Origin of the sequence: Klebsiella sp. Q2, assembly GCF_009900705.1 — a bacterium.
GTDB classification, from domain to species: domain Bacteria; phylum Pseudomonadota; class Gammaproteobacteria; order Enterobacterales; family Enterobacteriaceae; genus Klebsiella; species Klebsiella quasipneumoniae.
Genome location: NZ_JAAABE010000002.1, coordinates 281,137 through 296,206 on the forward strand (window position 1 = coordinate 281,137; position 15,070 = coordinate 296,206).

Consider the following 15,070-nt stretch of genomic DNA (forward strand, 5'->3'; position numbering starts at 1 on the left):
TCAAACTGGTGAAAACAACGGATGTCTAGCGAACAGATGCTGCCGCTGGCGGCGCAGAACAACAATATCATCCGCCTGGCCGTCGCTCAGGCGCTGGCCGGTGCCAACTCGGTGGTGTTCTACGCCACTGGCGCTATCGTCGGCAATACCATCGCCCCCAGCCCGTCGCTGGCCACGCTGCCGATCACCCTGTTTGTGCTGGGGATGGCGGCCTCGATTCTGCCTTTCGGCGCGCTGGCGCGCAAGCGGGGCCGCAAAGCCGCGTTTATGGCCGGTACCGGCGCCGGGGTGGTTACCGGTCTGGCGGCCGCTCTGGCGGTGGTGCTGGGCTCTTTTCTGCTGTTTTGTTTCGCCGCGATGCTTGGCGGCGCCTATGCCGCGGTGGCGCTCAGTTTTCGCTTTGCCGCCACCGACGGCGTCGCTCCGGAACGTCGCGCCCGCGCGCTGTCGCTGGTGATGGGCGGCGGCGTGGCCGCCGGGATCATTGGCCCGATGCTGGTCACCGGCACCATGCACCTCTGGCCGACTCATACCTTCGCCTTCACCTTCCTCGCTCAGGCGCTGGTGGCGGCGCTCGCCGCCATTCTGCTGGCAGGCGTGACGCCAGCAGAGCCCGCGGCGGCCAGCGTTCGCGGAGGGCGGCCGCTGCGCGAGATTGTCCGCCAGCCGGGCTTTGCCACCACGGTGTTCAGCGGCGCGGTGGCCTATATGGTAATGAATTTTCTGATGACCGCCGCGCCGCTCTCCATGCATATGCACGGCCTTTCCCAGCAGGCCGCCAACCTCGGGATCCAGTGGCATGTGATGGCGATGTACGGTCCGGGATTTGTCACCGGCCGGCTGATCCAGCGCTTCGGCGCAGCGCGCATGGCGGCGGCGGGATTGCTGATCACCGGCGCCTCGGTGGCGGTCGGTCTCAGCGGCGTCGGGGTGTATCATTACTGGCTGTCGCTGATTTTGCTCGGCATCGGCTGGAACTTTGGCTTCACCGGCGCCTCGGCGAAAATCATCGATTTCCACCGCCCGGAAGAGAAGACCCAGGTTCAGTCGCTCAACGATTTTCTGGTCTTCGGCGTGATGATCGTGGGTTCGTTTTCGTCCGGCGTTCTGCTCAACGCCTTCGGCTGGAACGCGGTGCTGTGGGGATCCCTGGCGCCGGTGGGGCTGGCGCTGTTCACCCTGCTGCTGCGCCCGTTATCGCCGCCCCGCGCTTAGCGCCTGGCCTGCCGCTGCGCGGGCCCTCGTTTTGTGCTTTTTAGCTATGCATTGCTGAAATTCATCTTAACCTGCGCGCGAATAAACGTCACACACGCTACATGCTGTAGTAATCTCTACATCATGACAATGCATCTCTTGATCCTTAACCTGACGACGTCTCAAGCCACGCTGCGCATGCGTGTCTGGCGAACCCTGAAGCAGAGCGGGGCGGCGGTCCTGCGCGACGGGGTCTATCTGCTGCCCGACATGCGTCAGGGCTATGACATTTTCCTCAGCACCTGCCAGGCGATCCGCGCGGAGGGCGGGGCCGGGTATGTGTTTACGATTGAGTCGACGGAAGAGGAGGCGCTCAGGCCGCTATTCGATCGTCGCGAACAGTATGATGCGCTGTTGCAGGATCTGCTGGCGCTGCAGGAGACGTTATCCGCCGACGGACTGGCGGCTCAGCTCAAACAGCTGCGTAAAATTCAGCGTGACTACCAGCGGATCGCGGCTATCGATTTTTTCCCGGGGGCCGCCCGGGAGCAGGCCGCTGAGCGACTGGCCACCCTCGAGCAGGCGATTAATCAGCGGCTATCGCCGGACGAGCCGCAGGCGGTTGCGGGCGAACTGAGCCTTCTGGATAGAGAGGCCTTTCGCGGCCATTTGTGGGCCACCCGCCGACGCCCGTGGGTCGATCGTCTGGCCAGCGCCTGGCTAATTCAGCGCTTTATCGACCCTGAGGCGCGGTTCCTGTGGATGGCCGCGCCTGAGGATTGTCCGGCGACGGCGGTCGGTTTTGATTTTGACGGGGCGCTGTTCAGCCACGTCGGCATGCGGGTGACCTTCGAAGTTCTGGTCCGGCGCTTTGCTCTGGAGGCCGCGATCCCCGACGCTCTGGGCCGGCTGATCCACTTCCTGGACGTCGGTGGGGTATCCACCCCGGAGGCGGCGGGGGTGGAAAGCATTCTTGCAGGGCTGCGGGAAACCATTACGGACGATGACCAACTGCTGGCGGCAGCCTGCTCGCTGTTCGACGGCTTACTGAAGTCCTGTGAAATGAGGTCTGGTAATCATGAGCAAAACGGTGGTTCTTCCGCAGACTGACAGCCCTTCCGTCGTCGCTTCCGTATCCTTCTGGCAGGCATTTCGCTTCTGGCTGAAGCTCGGCTTCATCAGCTTCGGCGGACCTGCCGGGCAGATCGCCATGATGCACCAGGAGCTGGTGGATAACCGACGCTGGATCTCGGAAGGGCGATTCCTGCACGCGCTCAACTTTTGTATGGTCCTGCCGGGCCCGGAGGCCCAGCAGCTGGCGACCTATATCGGCTGGCTGATGCATAAAACCTGGGGAGGCATCATCGCCGGGGTGCTGTTTATTTTGCCCTCGCTGGTGTTGCTCATCGCGCTGGCGTGGATCTACCTCGTCTGGGGAGATGTCGCGGTGGTGGCGGGGATTTTTTATGGCATCAAACCCGCCGTGGCGGCGATCGTGCTGCAGGCGGCGCACCGCATCGGCTCGCGGGCGCTGAAAAATGGCGCCTACTGGGCCATTGCCGCCGCAGCCTTTGTCGCTATTTTTGCGCTGAACGTACCTTTTCCGCTGATCGTCCTGACCGCGGCGATCGTCGGGTTTATCGGCGGACGGGTGGCGCCGGCGACCTTCGGCAAAGCCGACGCCCATCGCGCGCAGAGTCAGCCTGGCGGGGCCGCCATTATTGATGACGCGACGCCGATCCCAGCCCACGCCCTGTTCAGCTGGCGGCGCACTGCCCGGGTGCTGATCGCCGGGATACTGCTGTGGCTGGTGCCGATGGCCACCCTGGCGCTAATGCTGGGCTGGGCGCACCCGCTGACCCAGATGAGCTGGTTCTTTACCAAAGCCGCGTTGATGACTTTCGGCGGGGCGTATGCCGTCTTGCCTTACGTTTACCAGGGGGCGGTGACACACTATGGCTGGCTGAGCGCAGGGCAGATGATGGACGGCCTCGCACTGGGGGAATCCACCCCCGGACCGTTGATCATGGTGGTGACCTTTGTCGGGTTTGTCGGCGGCTACACCAAAGCGGTGTTGGGCGTTGATGATGTGCTGCTGGGGGGCATCGCGGCGGCGTGCCTGGTGACATGGTTTACCTTTTTACCCTCGTTTATCTTTATTCTCGCCGGCGGGCCGTTTATTGAAACCACGCATAATAAAGTGGGATTTACCGCGCCGTTGACCGCCATTACCGCCGCGGTGGTGGGCGTTATCCTGAATCTGGCGCTGTTTTTTATCTGGCATAGCGTCTGGGGGCCATCCGGTTTCGACCCATGGTCTGCGGCCATTGCTCTCGCCGCCGCCGGGCTGCTGTTTCGCTATAAGTGGAAGCTGACCTGGGTACTGGCCGCCGCCGCCGCGGTGGGGCTTATCGTCCATATGGCGGGACTGTCCGGCGCAGGGTGAGGTCGGCTTCGGGCTGAAAAGGCGGGAGGCAGGGACGGTATGGGGAAAGGGGCCGATGCCTGCTGAAACAGTCGTCGGCCGGAAGGTGTGGTAATAGCAATGTCTCTATTTCTCAAAGCATCTATAAGACTTCGCGTTACCAAAAGCGAGCTGCGTAATTAAAATGCTTCATCTGATGTTCATCAACATATGAGCTAGTTTCATCGGTGACTACAGGATTTGTGGAGACGGTGTTACCTGAGATATATAACGGGATGCCTGCCTTATTTTTACCTGTGTAAATCCCAGCGTGATCTCCTGGCTTTTTGCCGTTAGACTGGGCGGGATAATCTACTCTTAAAACAATATCGCCAACGGCAATGTCGGAAATATTTATTATTTTTCCGTGCGCTAATGACTCCTGATAGAATTTCGCTACGCTGGCGGTTTTAGGCAGGCCGGGAATACCAGCCTGACAGCTACACCAGTAGACGAAAGCCATACACCATGGCGAGCCGGAGGGGCTACCCACGTAGTCGAGATAGGTATTTACCATCGGGCCAGAGTTGCTGTTAAGTGGTTCCTCTTTAACATTAAGCTGACTTCTTGCTGCGTTTATTAAGTCATTACCATTAGGCATGTTCTTATCCTCATCAGGTAGATTGTTAAATTGTGGATGGCAGAGAATGATTTTTTCGAGTTTCGCTCCTTATCTGGCTGAACTTTTCTGTTTTTATCTTTGAAGTATTTATTTGTTCTTGAAGTATCTATTTAATTTTGTAAGGGGAAGGCTTGTCTGATAAGCGGAAGTAATATCTCGCCTGATTTTTTTGTAATTATGCCAATCAAAATTAATAAGAAATTGATAAGCGGTTTCTGCGCCAAGTCTAAACAATTTAAGTTTGTTGGCATCGCACATACTGAAGTCTAACCAGCCAATGTCTCCAGTGTCTATGAATGATACTAGCTTATTGTAATCAGGGTTTTTTTTAATGAAATCGTAATTCATGGCATGTCTGGCGGTGTTGAACGATTGAGCAAATATATCAAGGGTGCTATTAATTTCATGACTGTGATCGTCAAGTTGCAGTTTGACACCAAATGTGGGTCTTGCTGGAATTTTTGTGGGGTTGTGAAAAACATCAATCGGAAAGTTTGACATGATGCCGCCATCAACAAAACAAGCGATAGGTGGCGGAAATCGAGTCGCTAATCTGCTTTGAAAACTAATGCCGGTATATTTTTGCCATTTCAATTGTAGATTATTATCCATATGAGGTATTTTTACCGTGTAGGGCTGAAAAACAAAAGGGATAGACATAGAGCAGCGGCAGAACACCGCGGGATTTACATCGTTCGTTTTTTCCCAGTATAGTTCTGCCATGACAGGAAGTTCAACTTTATATTCGGTGGCTAAATCTGCTGTTATCAGGCATAAATAGTCATGATTTACATCCAGTTCATCAAGGGATTGTTTACCTTCAAGTTGGGATGATTTATCAATGCTGGTGCTTCTAAGCTTCCATCCGTATGGAGTCGTCGCCATTCTTTTTCTAAGATCGTTTACTGTATAAATATTAAAAGATGATAGCTGTTTTTTAAGCCAGGACTCAAATTCATCGCCTCTATTAAGTCCTTGCATTATTTTTAAGTTGTCCGTTGTCGTAAGAAACCTTAAAAATGCACTAAAATATTTAAACCCTGACTTGTTTTTAGAGTTCATTAAGCCTGTGGCGGTATCCATAAATTTCTTTGGGTCATAATCTCCGTCCTTTTTCCCATCAATAAATGTATTTATTGGCATGTTGGCGATCATATCTATTAGGCGTTCGCTTTTTTCTTTCTCAGGTACATCTATGGCAGATAATAACAAGGCGGCAATTGAACCGGCTGACGTGCCTGCGATACCAATGAATCTTATCCCTGCTTGCTCTAAAATATATATGTAACCTACAAGGGCTAATCCGAGGACGCCGCCACCCTCCATTACCAGATCAACGTATTGATGGCCATTTTCATCAATAGTGTCACTGAATTCTTTATTGGACAGGGCGGTGGCTTTATTTTTTATTTCTTCAACTTCTTTTAGGTAGCTATTCACGGATAATGACATTTTAATTTCCTTAGCAACGGATCTGATCATTGTTGATCATACAAGGGAATTTATTGGCCGTTATCAGAAGACCTCTTTTTTGCTCAAAGAGAAAATTGAGAAAATGCTGTGAACAATTTTTAACGGCCGTCTCGTCAACTACAGAAAAGTATAACGGAGGAAACAGAGACGCCACTCATTCATATGAATGAGTGGCGTAAAAAAACTCGCCGTGCGGGCAGGGGAAGAGAGACGGGCCCGCTCCGCGTTAGCCCGCACGCGGAGCGGGGGCGATCAGGTCGCGGGGCTTTCGCGGGTGGCCCGCGCCAGCGGGTTGCTGTCCAGCTCCAGCTGGTCGCGCAGCGCCCAGCCGCGCAGCTTGCCGGGGTTAAGCAATCCTGCCGGGTCGAGAGATTGTTTAACCGCCACCACGTCAGGGCGGATAACCCCCTGTTTGCCGTCCTCAACCTGCAGTACGTGGGGATTGTTAATTTTGACGTCGTTATCGCGAAATATCTGCATGATCGCGTTGAGACGTTCGGGCGTGGTATAGCGCACCAGCTGCAGACCGCTGGCGGTAAGGTTGCCTTCGATATCGCGCAGAAATTCAATATGGGACATTACCTCCCCGGCGAAATGCTGCTCCATCTGTAAAATTTGCTGCGGATAGCGCAGCGGATCAAACGCCGTCTGTAGATAGGTCAGCGTATTGTCCACCTTGAGCGCATGCAGGGTGGTGTGGTTCCAGCAGTATTCCATTAACGAGGCGTTTTGCGTCCGGGCCTCGTCGCTGGCCTGACGGATGGCGTTGTTCCCGCGATGGCGCGGTAACAGGCTGGCGCAGAGTCCTTCGCTCTCCACGGCGATCAGGCTGATAACCGCATGCTGGCCGGCGCGGTAACGATCGTTCAGGTGGCTAAAATAATCGGCGATCGGCGTGGCCAGCAGCGCCACCTGGCGCTTCACCAGTCCCGGGGAGCGGACGCAGGCGTTGGCATAGTTCAGCGCATCGGCGAAATCGTCAAACACGTCCAGGCGTTCTATCCACTGGTGCGCGGGAGCCAGCGCCAGCTCAACCTCGAGAATGATGCCGTTGGTGCCGTAGGCGTGATGCAGCAGCAGCGCTTCGGGAGCCGGGACGGTCAGTACGCGAGGGACCGGCTCGACGGTCATCACTTTGACGCTGAGCACATTGCCGGGCGCCGCCAGCGGCCCATAGTTGATGGAGCCGATGCCGCCGAACCCGCCGCCGTAGAGGCCGCCCAGGCTCGCCAGGCGATAGGTCGACGGCATACAGCGCAGCTCCCAGCCCGTCGGGCGGGCGGCGGTTTCGATGTCCGCCAGGCGAATGCCGGCCTGGGCTCTCACCGTGCCGTTGCCGAGGGCGACGATCTGGTTGAGCCCGGTCATATCCACCAGCATCCCGCCTTCGAGGGGGACCAGTTGGCCGTAGTTGCCGGTGGCGCTTCCGCGCAGGGTCAGCGGCAGCTGGTGCTGCGCGCAGGAGGAGACCAGTTGCCGCAGCTCCTCTTCATCGCGCGGGCGAACCACCGCGTCCGCCTGTTTTCCCGCCAGCTGCTCGGTGAGCACCGGACTGAACCAGTGAAAATCGCGGGAAAGCCGTTTGAGTTTCGCCGGCTGCAGGGTCCACTCCAGCGCCGGGAGTGCCTGCTGGATCGCCGCTATCGCTTGTTGACGCTGTTCATCAGTCATCATTCTTTTTCCTGTTCGTCAGCAGAACATTAATGAGATTGCACGGATTCGCTTTCATGCCAGGCGCTGAGCGCCCGACGCGAGACCCAGGACATCACGCCGAACAGCGCAATCCCGGCGAGAGAGATCAGCAGCAGCGCGGCAAACATCAGCGGGATATCCAGCTGATAGCCGGCCTGCAGGATCTGATAGGCCAGCCCGGTACTGGTCCCGCCAGTGCCGGCGACAAACTCCGCTACCACCGCGCCAATCAGCGACAGCCCGCTGGAAATACGCAGCGCGCCGAAGAAATAGGGCAGCGCCGAGGGGATACGCAGTCGCACCAGCGTTTGCCAGCGGCTGGCGTGATTGAGGCGGAAATAGCTCAGCAGACCGGGAGAGACGCTGCGCAGTCCCTGGGTGGTATTGGAGATGATGGGGAAGACCGCCATCAGGGTGGCGCACACCACCAGCGAGAGGGTGGCGTCCTTCACCCAGATGATGATCAGCGGGGCGATGGCGACGATCGGCGTCACCTGCAAAAACACGATGTAGGGAAACAGGGCGGTTTCCACAAACCGGTTCTGCACCAGGATAAACGCCACGGCGGCGCCGATGACAATCGACAGCAGAAACGAGATCAGGGTGATCTTAAGGGTAAACAGCAGCGCCAGCAGCAGCGGCGTGAGATGCGTCCACAGGCTGTCCAGCATCACCAGCGGCGACGGCACCAGAAAGGCCGGGATGCGGAAATAGCTTACCGCGCCCTGCCACAGGAGCACCACCGCCACCGCGACGAGGGTCGGATAGAGAATTTTGAGAAAACGCGGATGCTGGATCCACGGCGTTGCGGTTGTGGTTTTCATATTATGGCTCCATACCAGACTGGCTGGCCTGCAACAGACTGTCCTGCAGCTGACGGGCATACAGGGAAAAGGCCGGACTGACGCGGAACGCCTCGCTGCGCGGGAACGGCTCCCGGATGGCGATATCTTCCACCACCCGTCCGGGACGGGCCGCCATCATGATCACCCGCTGCGAGAGAAACACCGCTTCGTGGATCGAGTGGGTGACGAAGACCACCGTCAGGTTCTGCTCCTGCCACAGACGCAGCAGATCGCTGTCGAGCTTGTTGCGCGTAATTTCATCCAGCGCGCCGAAGGGCTCATCCATCAGCAGCAGCTTTGGCCGGGTGACCAGACCGCGGGCGATGGAGACGCGCATTTGCATGCCGCCGGAGAGTTCGCGCGGCAGGACGTCGGCGAACTTGCCCAGCCCCACCAGTTCAAGGACTTCACTCACCCGGGTATTACCTTCCGCGCGCGGCACGCCGGCCAGATCCAGCGGCAGCCTGACGTTATTGCGCACGCTGCTCCACGGCATCAGGGTGGCTTCCTGGAAGACAAACGAGAGCGGATGCTGGGCCTTTTCCCGGCTGTCGCGCCGCCACAGCATCAGCTTGCCGTCGCTGGGCTCCACCAGGCCGGCGACCATCTTCAGCAGCGTACTTTTACCGCAGCCGGACGGACCGAGCAGGGTAATGAACTCCCCCTGATTGATGGTCAGGTTGACGGGCAGCAGCGCCCGGGTGCCGTTGCTGTAGATCTTCTCCGCCGACAGCACCTCAATGGCCGGCGTGGCGGAGGCGGGCGTAAAGCGGGTGTCGCTCATCACGGTCAGTTTCGGGGCGGTATTCATGGCATCACTCCGGCGTCTTTGACCATCTCCAGGGTGTAAGTCTGCTCAAACGGCACCTTGCTGGCGTCGATCAGTTTGTTTTTCACCAGCATGTCCCAGGTTTTTTTCAGCCGCGGCTCGGTGATGATGCCGATGCCGCCGGTCTTAGCATCGCCGCCGGTCACCAGCTGGTAGTGCTTCATCTGGGCAATGCCAAAGGCGATCTGCTCGGCGCCCATTTGTGGATTCGCTTTGCCGATCAGGTTGTTTCCGGGGGTGGGATTCTGCAGGTAGCTTTTCCAGCCCTCCATGGAGGCTTTGACGAAGGCCGCCACCGCCGCCGGACGTTTGCGGATGGTGTCCGCCATACAGATGATCGAGTTGCCGTAGGGCGGGTAGCCCCAGTCGCTGAGCGGATAGACATAGAACGGCTGCCCGCCTTTGGCGACGGAGAACGGCTCGGAGGTGACGTAGCCCTGCTGCACCAGATTTTTATCGGCGAGGAACGGCTGGACGTTAAAGGTATAGGGGCGCACTTTGCTGCCAGCCAGACCCAGCTCGCTCTTCGCCCACGGCCAGAAGGAGGTATAGGCCTCGGTGGCGAGCAGGAAGGTTTTGTCTTTAAGCTCAGCCGGGTTGCTTACTTTGTCATGGGTGATAAACACCGTCGGCGAGTGCTGGAACACGGTGGCGACGGTTACCGCATGCACCCCCGCCTGCCAGGTCTCCAGCGCCTGGCCGTTGTCGCCAAGGGTGCAGTCCGCCTGACCGGCCGCCATCAGCTGCATAACGTTGATCTGCGGGCCGCCCATTTTAATTTCGACATCGAGACCGGCGTGTTGGTACAGCCCGGTGGCCTGGGCCTGGTAAAACCCGCCGTGCTCCGCCTGGGCATACCAGTTGGTGAGAAACGTAAACTTCTCCGCCGCGAAGGAGGAGGCTGAGGTGGCGAGGGCGGCCACGGTCAGCAGGGTTAAAACTGGCGTCGATCTGGTATTCATCAGGGCTCCTTGGAATCAGCAGCGATAGAGGGGGGGGGAGGGACTGGACAAAGCCGTGCCAGTGCTGTTTGCCCCAGGTCGGTTCTCGACGTTCGACCCAGGCCATGCGGTGGATCTCGATGATTGCCTGCGCCCAGCTGGCGGCGAGGGAGTCGAGCAGCCCTTCGCCTTGCTCCCGCGTCGCCGGGGTCGGGTCGCCAATCACCCCGCTGGGGCCAAAGTCATACGCTGCCCATGCCGCCGCCGGACGGCCTTTCGACAGGGTCGGGCAGGGGAATTCCGGCGGGAAGTTGGCGACCGCCCGCTCCATATGAACGCACTCCGGCGCCAGCGCCAGCATCAGCGCCGTTTCGCTATGGCCGGCGTGCATCGCCATCCGCTGTTCATGCGGGCTGAGAAACTGTTTTTCGCAGTTGGGCACGTTGAACACATCGTGCGGGATGGCGATGAAATCCCCGTGGCGCAGGCGCATTTCCCGGCAGGCGATCTGCAGGATCTGCGGCTGGCCGCCGTGGCCGTTGATCATCAGCAGCTTGCGAAAACCGGCCCTATAGAGAGATTCGGCGATCTCCAGCAGCGTATGCAGCAGCGTATCGCCGCTGAGGGTCAGGGTGCCGGGAAAATGCAGATGCTCCTCTGACTTACCGTAGACGATCGGCGGGATGGCGTAGGCCGGGATCGCCGCCGGCAGCCGGGCGAGGGCATGGCCCGCCACGCCGGAAGATATCACGCTGTCCACCGAGCAGGGCAGATGCGGGCCGTGCTGTTCGATCGCCCCGGTAGGGAGGACGATAACCGTATTGCTTTTATCCGGCAGGGCGGCCACGTCCGTCCAGCTCAGAAAAGGGAGAAAGCGCGCTGCAGGAATGTAACCGTTAATCATCGCGGTGCCTCGGAGTGAATTGGCTGGGGTAACCAGACGGTTGCTTCGACTTCAATCAATACCGTGGCGTCGGGCAGCATTTCGCTGACCTGCACCACGGTGGAAACGGGCGGCTGGCCGGGATAAAACAGCTTCCTGACCCGGCTGTAATAGGGAAAATGGTCAAGGTTGCGAAAGTACTGCACCAGCTTGATAACGTCGCTCATCTGCCCTCCCGCGGACTCCACGGTGCGGCGGATGCTTTCCAGGACGTACCAGCTCTGGGCGAGGATCGGCCCCTGTTTCGCATCGGTTGAAAATTCGCCGGTCGCCCCCAGCAGCTCCCGCACCGGCTCAGGCACATCCTGAAAGCCATTGACGATGGTGCCGGTCAGGGGATTGACCGGAATAATGCCGGAGAGAAAGATAAAATCGCCGGCTCTGCGCCAGGCGGCATACCGCGCCAGCGGCGCCCCCGCGCCTGCTTCAAGACTCATGTGCTATCTCCTCCTGCCACACTCGCCGGTGGGTTAACCTGCCGTGGTTAACCACCAGACGGGCGGCGCTGTTTAAAGGCCAGGTAAAGCGGTCGCTACCCGGGAAAATCACCACGCTGGCCGCCGCCCCGACGGCAAAGGGCACCGCGTCTGCCGGCGAACTGGTTAGCGCCGCGCGATCGCAGATCAGCCGCGACTGCCGGTCGAACGGGTCGCTAAGCTGGGCGCTGAACAGGCCGCAGGCCAGGGTGTCCAGCGGGTCGTAGCTTCCCGCCGGACAAAAAGCGTCCTGCACGTTGTCGCACCCAAGCAGGGTGGCCACGCCGGCGGCCTGCGCCTCGTGCAGCAGGGTGATCCCCCGCTGGCGCGGCGTGCGGCCGAACGTCGCATCCTGCAGCAGCAGGTTGGTCATCGGCAGGGCGATAAGGGTGACGCCGTGCGCCGCCAGCTGACGCAGGATTTGCGCCGCCTGCGCGTCGCTGCCGGCGGCCAGCGCGCAGCCGTGGCTGCAGCAGATATGTCCGGGGAAAGGGTGGCGGGAGAGATGATCCGCCAACCAGGTCAGCCCCTGAGACACCTCGCTGAGCTCCTCATCGATATGCAAATCCAGATCCAGTTTCCAGCGGGCTGCGCTATGCAGCAGGTTTGCCATGGCGGCGGCGTCCCAGTTGGAGGAGTGGATGAAGCCGCCCAGCAGGCAGCGCTCCCCGCTGTTGGCGACCGCACGGGCAATGGCCTCGGCATCCGCCGGATCCTGAAACAGGGGCAGCGGGACCAGCGCCACCCGCTCCAGGGTGATGCCGCCGGTATCGAGGCGGGCGATCTCCTGCCAGGCGTCCGGCGCGTCGGCGGTAAACCAGTCGATATGGCTGCGCAAATGGGTCACGCCATTCGCTGCCGCCCGGGCCAGCGCGGCGGACGCCCGACGTTGAATATCCGCCCCGGTCCAGTGTCGGCGATCCTCATGCATGGCGTGGATCGCCGGCAGCAGCCCGGCCTGCGCCGGACGGCAGCGTTCAATGGTAAAGGTTTTATCCAGATGGGCATGGGGTTCCACCAGACCGGGGAGCGTCAGGGCCCCCGCCAGGTCCCACAGGCCGGGAGTCGGCTGGTCGGTTGGGGTCAATGCGGCGATCCGGCCATCGCGAAAGACCAGGTCCGCCAGCAGCGGTTCACCGTTGGCCTGCGTCGGCCAGCCTTCGGGCAGCGCCCAGGCCGGGAGTCGGGCGCGGCTGATACCGATGAGCGGCGCGCAAGAGGAGGAGAATGTCATCGTCAGTCTCCTCACAGATCCAAAACCAGACCCGGCGATTTCGCCCGCGAACAGCAGAGCGTGATCTGGTCGTTGCCAGCTTTCTCTTCCGCCGTCAGCACGCTGTCCCGGTGCTCGGGGATCCCGTCGAGGACCCCGGTAATACATGACCCGCACATTCCCTGTTCGCAGGAGAGCATGACCTCCACCCCGGCGTGCTGTAATACCTGAGCAATGGTTTGATCCGCGGCGACCTGCAGACGCTGCCCGCTGGAGGCCAGCTCAATATAAAAAGCGTTTTTCGCCGCAGTATTATTTTCCGCCGCGGGAGTGAAGCGCTCGAATACAAATTGCGACGGCGACCAGCGATATTCATCCATGACCGACCGCAGTCGCTGAATAAAGCCCTCCGGGCCGCAGGCCACCACCGCGGTATCAGGATCGGGCGCGGTTAAGCATGGGGGGATCTGCTGGCGAAACGACTCGCCTTCCTCGCTGCAGTGAATCGCTACCGTGCCGCTCGCGGCCAGCTGAGCCAGGCGCGGGGAGAAGGCGGTCTGGCGCGAGCTGGCGACATAATAATGCAGCTCCAGCTCTCCCTTTCTGGCGGCAATCGCGTCAGCCATCGCCAGCAACGGCGTGATGCCGATACCGCCGGCAAACAGCAGGTAGCGCCCGGCTTGCGGCAGGGGGAAATGGTTGCGCGGCTGCGAAATGGAGAGCCGATCGCCGGCTTTGAGCTGCTGGTGCAAATAGCGTGAGCCGCCGGTGGAAGCGTCCGCCAGCCTGACGCAAACTTCATAGCGATTTCCGCGGTCAGGCATGCCGCACAGGGAATATTGCCGCGGGCCGACGCCGGGAATAATAATATCGATATGCGCCCCGGCGGAGTAGGCCGGTAATATTTCCCCGGCCGCTGCCTGCAATATTAAAGACAGATTTCCCTCGCCGTTGGGCCGTATTTCCCCGACCGAGACCGAAATAAAATCGTGGCTGTGCATTACCGTTTACTCTCCCTCATTCCGCTGTCTGCAGGGCGGCCAGGGTCGGCGAAGAGATAACTCCCCTTCGCGGTGAACTGTCCGGCGTGCAAGAAAATGGGTGAAACGATCGTTTCTCCGCTATGAATGCTACGGTATTGTGATAAAACTGTTGCGTCCAGAGCTTTGATTCGCACAACCCGTTGCAAAAAAGAGAGCACCCAAACGATGTTTGCCTTCTCCCGATTTCTGCTCTATTTCACTGAAGTGGCCCGTCAGGGGTCGTTTCGTAAAGCGTCAGAGGCGCTGCATGTCTCTGCGTCCTCTATCGACCGTCAGATTTTGCGCGTGGAACAGGAGCTGGCGATGCCGCTCTTCGAGCGCCATCCCTCCGGGCTGCGGCTGACCGCCGCCGGGGAGCTGCTGCTGCATGCGGCCAATAACTGGAAAAAGGACTTTACCCGGGTCTGTGAGCAGCTGGATGACCTGCGCGGACTGCGGCGCGGGCATGTGCGCATCGCCACCATCGATGCCATTAACCGGCATTTCTTTTCGACGATGCTCAAAGAGGTGCATAAACATTATCCCAACATCTCTTTTACATTGACCACCATCAACAATATCCACATCCAGCAGGCGCTGATCTCCGGCGAGGCGGATTTCGGCATCATGCTCAACCCGCAGACCTCCCGTGAACTGCAGGTGAGGGCGTTTGCCGAAATGAATATGGGGATCGTGGTGCCGACCGGCCATCCGCTGGCCAGCCGCAGCGCTGTGCGCTTTAGCCAGTGCATCGACTACCCGTTTATCCTGCCCTCCGCCCCATTGATGATCAGCGAACCGGTAGAGGCGCTGGTGAACATCAGCGGCAACGAGGTGAAGGAGGTGGCGGTGTCGAATAACATCCACATGATCCGCACCCTGATTAAAGAGCAGATGGGTATCGGCATCCTGTGCCGGCTGGATATTCTCGATGAGATTGAGTCCGGCCAGCTGGCGTTTGTGCCGCTTACCGATCCGCAGCTTAAGCCTTTCACGCTGGCGCTGTGCGTCTCGCCCGCCCGCCAGCTTTCACTTGCCGCCTCGATGATGTTGAACCAGCTGGAGATGCTCTTCAGCCAGCTGTGAGAGACCGGCAGGCACTAAAATCATTCATTAGTGCACCATAATGGTGCGTTTTTTGTGTGCATGAATCAAAGGTTGCATGCCCCAGGGCGGCGGCGCAGGCGATTTTGCGCGGCCGCGCGCGGGCGATAAAATCTGGCATTGTTTTTGTATAGCTAAGTGTGAGTAGAAGCGGTCAGTACGGGTTATCCATACGGGACATTGCTCAGTCACCATGTCGCGGTTCAATGTTGACCGGGATGGGAGGCTGAGCCACATTCGCTCGCTCCCCCT

The 15,070-nt window shown here is 59.2% G+C and carries 13 protein-coding genes and 1 pseudogene; 4 read left to right on the forward strand and 10 right to left on the reverse strand.

Annotated elements, in window-relative coordinates; genetic code table 11:
* Positions 1-21: 21 nt before the first annotated feature.
* The 3 genes from GT756_RS09045 to chrA all read left to right on the forward strand — a co-directional run bounded on the left by GT756_RS09045 (position 22) and on the right by chrA (position 3,640).
* Positions 22-1,215 (forward strand): MFS transporter, encoded by a 1,194-nt coding sequence (locus tag GT756_RS09045; RefSeq protein ID WP_004202975.1) that lies wholly within the window; start codon positions 22-24, stop codon positions 1,213-1,215.
* A gap of 129 nt (positions 1,216-1,344) precedes the next feature.
* Positions 1,345-2,304 (forward strand): chromate resistance protein ChrB domain-containing protein, encoded by a 960-nt coding sequence (locus GT756_RS09050; protein ID WP_160124809.1) that lies wholly within the window; start codon positions 1,345-1,347, stop codon positions 2,302-2,304.
* Positions 2,273-3,640: a chromate efflux transporter gene (gene chrA, locus GT756_RS09055; RefSeq protein ID WP_017899566.1), complete on the forward strand. Its 1,368-nt coding sequence runs from the start codon at positions 2,273-2,275 to the stop codon at positions 3,638-3,640. Before GT756_RS09050 ends, chrA begins: the two co-directional genes overlap by 32 nt.
* Before the next feature lie 136 nt (positions 3,641-3,776).
* Here chrA and GT756_RS09060 read toward each other — a convergent pair whose 3' ends face one another.
* The 10 genes and pseudogenes from GT756_RS09060 to GT756_RS09105 form a co-directional block, all read right to left on the reverse strand.
* The gene (locus GT756_RS09060) at positions 3,777-4,259 is read right to left on the reverse strand and encodes a hypothetical protein (protein WP_004202969.1); all 483 of its coding nucleotides are present in this window, start codon (positions 4,257-4,259) and stop codon (positions 3,777-3,779) included.
* 108 nt (positions 4,260-4,367) lie between these two features.
* Positions 4,368-5,732, reverse strand: a complete 1,365-nt coding sequence (locus GT756_RS09065; RefSeq protein ID WP_004202968.1) for a patatin-like phospholipase family protein — start codon at positions 5,730-5,732, stop codon at positions 4,368-4,370.
* A gap of 273 nt (positions 5,733-6,005) precedes the next feature.
* Positions 6,006-7,427, reverse strand: a complete 1,422-nt coding sequence (locus GT756_RS09070) for an FAD-binding oxidoreductase (protein ID WP_167878459.1) — start codon at positions 7,425-7,427, stop codon at positions 6,006-6,008.
* Between the two features lie 26 nt (positions 7,428-7,453).
* Positions 7,454-8,269, reverse strand: coding sequence for an ABC transporter permease (locus GT756_RS09075; protein ID WP_160124717.1), 816 nt, complete (start codon positions 8,267-8,269; stop codon positions 7,454-7,456).
* A 1-nt stretch (position 8,270) separates the two neighbouring features.
* Positions 8,271-9,101 carry an ABC transporter ATP-binding protein gene (locus GT756_RS09080; RefSeq protein ID WP_032431880.1) on the reverse strand — a complete coding sequence of 277 codons (831 nt, stop codon included), beginning with the start codon at positions 9,099-9,101 and terminating at the stop codon, positions 8,271-8,273.
* Entirely contained in the window at positions 9,098-10,081 is a 984-nt protein-coding gene (locus GT756_RS09085) for an ABC transporter substrate-binding protein (protein ID WP_064183308.1), read from the reverse strand. Before GT756_RS09085 ends, GT756_RS09080 begins: the two co-directional genes overlap by 4 nt.
* Positions 10,081-10,964: pseudogene (locus GT756_RS09090) on the reverse strand (creatininase family protein). Before GT756_RS09090 ends, GT756_RS09085 begins: the two are co-directional and overlap by 1 nt.
* A complete protein-coding gene (locus tag GT756_RS09095; RefSeq protein WP_048324511.1) occupies positions 10,961-11,440 on the reverse strand; it encodes a RidA family protein in 480 nt (159 codons plus the stop codon). Before GT756_RS09095 ends, GT756_RS09090 begins: the two are co-directional and overlap by 4 nt.
* Positions 11,430-12,713, reverse strand: a complete 1,284-nt coding sequence (locus tag GT756_RS09100; RefSeq protein WP_049093734.1) for an amidohydrolase family protein — start codon at positions 12,711-12,713, stop codon at positions 11,430-11,432. The genes GT756_RS09095 and GT756_RS09100 overlap by 11 nt, the downstream gene beginning before the upstream one ends.
* An 11-nt stretch (positions 12,714-12,724) precedes the next feature.
* The gene (locus GT756_RS09105) at positions 12,725-13,693 is read right to left on the reverse strand and encodes a PDR/VanB family oxidoreductase (protein ID WP_004202954.1); all 969 of its coding nucleotides are present in this window, start codon (positions 13,691-13,693) and stop codon (positions 12,725-12,727) included.
* Between the two features lie 207 nt (positions 13,694-13,900).
* Here GT756_RS09105 and GT756_RS09110 point away from each other — a divergent pair, with 207 nt between their 5' ends.
* Entirely contained in the window at positions 13,901-14,800 is a 900-nt protein-coding gene (locus GT756_RS09110) for a LysR family transcriptional regulator (protein ID WP_049093733.1), read from the forward strand.
* The last annotated feature ends 270 nt before the right edge of the window (positions 14,801-15,070 follow it).